Source organism: Bacteroidota bacterium (assembly GCA_030706565.1).
Lineage (GTDB): Bacteria > Bacteroidota > Bacteroidia > Bacteroidales > JAUZOH01 > JAUZOH01.
In genome coordinates, this window is record JAUZOH010000405.1 from 1 (window position 1) to 3,311 (window position 3,311).

Annotated in this window: 1 protein-coding gene; it reads right to left on the bottom strand. The window is 43.9% G+C overall.

Annotated features, from left to right (window positions below; genetic code table 11):
* A partial coding sequence (locus tag Q8907_14790; protein MDP4275538.1) for an immunoglobulin domain-containing protein occupies positions 1-3,311 on the bottom strand: 3,311 nt, incomplete at both ends.

The following is a 3,311-nucleotide window of genomic DNA, read 5'->3' on the forward strand; positions in this document are numbered from 1 at the left end:
GAAGCATGAATCTGAATCTTGCCATCTGCAGCGCTATAACAGGTTATCCTGGTTTGAGCAACGGTTTCCTTTAATAAAACCGGTTGTGAAATGGTAGCCAAAGCCGGGAAATCCTGAACGCAGCCATTGGCATCGGTGACGCTTAAATTATATGTACCTGCTTTAAGATTAGCAATATTTTGGGTTGACTGGGCAAAACCATCAGGGCCGGTCCATGAGAAAGTATAAGGCTCATTACCCCCTGTAACAGTGACATCAATAGCTCCATCTGAAATGCCATTACAACCCAATGTCAGGATTGAGGAAGGATCAACCATAGCCTGAATGGCAGTGGAAACTTCAATGCCGTTTGTAGCAGATGCACTACAACCATTGGCATCGGTGTAAGTATAAGTCAGGGTATGTCTACCTGTGCCGGCAGTAACAGCATCGAAATTGCTACCGGTTACCCCGCTGCCTGCATATATCCCCCCTTCAGGAGAACCTCCGGTTAACTGATAGGAAGTAGCCCCTGCACACTGGGTAGCCAGGGTACCATCAAAAGCCACCGTCGGAAAGGCATTGACCAGAATATTTTGTTGGGCACTGTTTGAACAACCATCTCCATCGGTATAAAAATAATTAATTGTATAAGTGCCTGCAGATGTCGGGAAGAAACTGGCAGTTCCATCTCCATTATCGCTAACATCTGTTCCTGTAAAACTTCCGCCAGGATGATTGCCGGTCAAAGTTGCAGCAGAAAGACTTTGACAATAAGGTGAAGTAACTCCGCTAAAACTAACTGTTGGTATGATATTTACAGTCAATTTTGCATTGGATGAATTAAGGGGCGAAGGACAAATACTTGAAGCAACTGCACAATAATAATTGCCTTCATCGGATTTAGAAATATTGGTGATATTTAAATTTGAAGAAGTAGAACCAATAATATTCCCTCCATCCGTTAATTTAGTGGCCCCCTTGTACCATTGATAAGTAGGACTACCTTCAGCAGTTGCTGTAATTAAAAAACTTACTGTATTCCCCGAACAGGAAATAACATCTGAAGGCTGTTGGGTAATGGTGGTTAACGAATAGAATGTCAGGTTGGCTGCATTACTGGTAACATCAGTTCCACAGGCACTGTGAACTACACAGCGATAAGCTCCTGCATTGGTATTATCAGCATTGTTGATTTGAAGGGCAGAAGTTGATGATCCGCTGATATTTCCTCCATCAGAAAGATTTGCCCCATCTTTTTGCCATTGGTATGTTAGAGGCGTAGTACCTGTTGCAGCAACCGAGAAGCTTACATTTGAACCCGAACAAATTGTTTGAGAAACAGGCTGAGTATTGATCAACGTGGCAGCATTTACTGAAAGTTTAGCCGGGTTAGAAGTTGCAGAGGAACATGTACCCGTTACCGTACAGGTATAATTGCCGGCATCGGAGGTGACTACATTTGAATCGGTAAGCGTTGAAGTCGTTGATCCTGAGATATTACCGCCATCTGTTAAATTAATTCCATCTTTCTTCCATTGATAAGTTAGGGTACCACTTCCAGTAGCTGTAACGGTAAAACCAACAGTAGAACCTGAACATACGGTCAGGTCAAGGGGCTGAGTTGTAATAACTGTCTTTGCATTTACCGCTATCGAATTTGTAGCAGATGCACTGCAACCCTTGGCATCGGTATAAGAATAAGTTATAGTGTGCGTTCCAACACCTGCAGCTGTAGCATTAAAATTCGTCCCGCTTACACCTGGCCCGGAATAACTACCTCCTGCAGGGGAACCACCCGTCAACTGATAAACAGTCGAACCTTCGCACTGTGAAGCCAAAGTGCCAGTAAAGGTAACCGTCGGTAAGGCATTTACAACGATATCTTTCTTTGAACTGTTCGAACAGGTATTCGCATCGGTATAAGTATATGTAATCGTATAGGTACCTGCAGAAGTTGGGAAGAAACTTGCAGTCCCGCCTCCTATATCAGTAACTGCAGAACCGGAGAAAGTCCCGCCCAAAGGACTACCGGTCAAAGTAACTGGTGATGCATTTTGACAATAAGGTGAAGTAACACCGCTAAAACTAACCGTTGGTAAGGAATTTACAGTCAATACTGCAGCAGCCGAGTTAACTGCTTTAGGACAGGTACCGCTATTAACAATGCAAACATAACTTCCGCCATCTGATGAAGCCACATTAGTTAAAGTTAAAGTTGAACCGGTTGCTCCTGAAATATTACTTCCCCCTTTTTGCCATTGATAGGTTAGAGTGCCAGCCCCTGTGGCTGTAACGGAAAAACTAACCGTAGAACCTGCACAAACGGTTTGAGAAGCAGGCTGGCTGTTGATTGTTGTTACAGGATTAAAAGCCAGGGTGGCTTTATTTGTGGTAACATCACCTCCGCAAGAACTATGAACTATACAGGTATAATCTCCGGCATAGGTATTATCAGCATTAGTTATAGTAAGTGTTGAGGTTTTTGACCCGCTGATATTCCCGCCATCTGTAACATCTGAACCACCTTTCTTCCATTGGTAAGTAATTGGGGCAGTTCCGGCAGCTACAACATTAAAAGTTACAGTTGAACCCACACAAACAGTTTGAGAACCAGGCTGGGTAGTAATAGCCGTTGCCGGATTTACTGTAAGTTGTGCCTGACTGCTGGTAACAGAAGGACAAGTCGTAGTGGTAGATACCACACAAGTATATTTACCGGCATCCGCGCTGCTTACATTTGAAACAGCAAGTGTGGCAGTTTTCGAATTTGAAATGCTACCGCCATCTGTTAAATTAGTTCCATCTTTCTGCCATTGATAAGAAAGTGTGCCTCCGCCAGAAGCAGCCACCGGAAAATTAACCGTTGAACCTGCGCAAACCGTCTGCGGGGAAGGTTGAGTCGTAATGGAAATTGCAGCGTTTACGGTGACCGTAGTATTGTCAGACGCCGTACAACCTTTGCTGTCAGTAACCTTATAAGTTAATGTATATGATCCCGGCGTTTTATCATCGAATGAAGGATTTTCGACTGTTGTGCCTGAAAGTAAAGAAGCACCGGTTCCAGTCCATAAATGGGTATAACCGCCGTTTCCTCCGGCAGGATTTCCCTTCATGGATATAGCGCCACTTCCCGAGCAAATCTGCTGGTCTTTTGGAGTAATGGAAGCTGCCAGAACTGCAGGTTCTGTAACATTTGCCGTAGCGGTCGCAGTACAACCATTTGCATCTTTTACAAATATGGAGTAAGAACCAGCTTTAAGAGAAGAAAATACATTATTACTATTATAGGTAGCTCCTCCGTCAATCGAATAGGTTAAGGTACCCGTTCC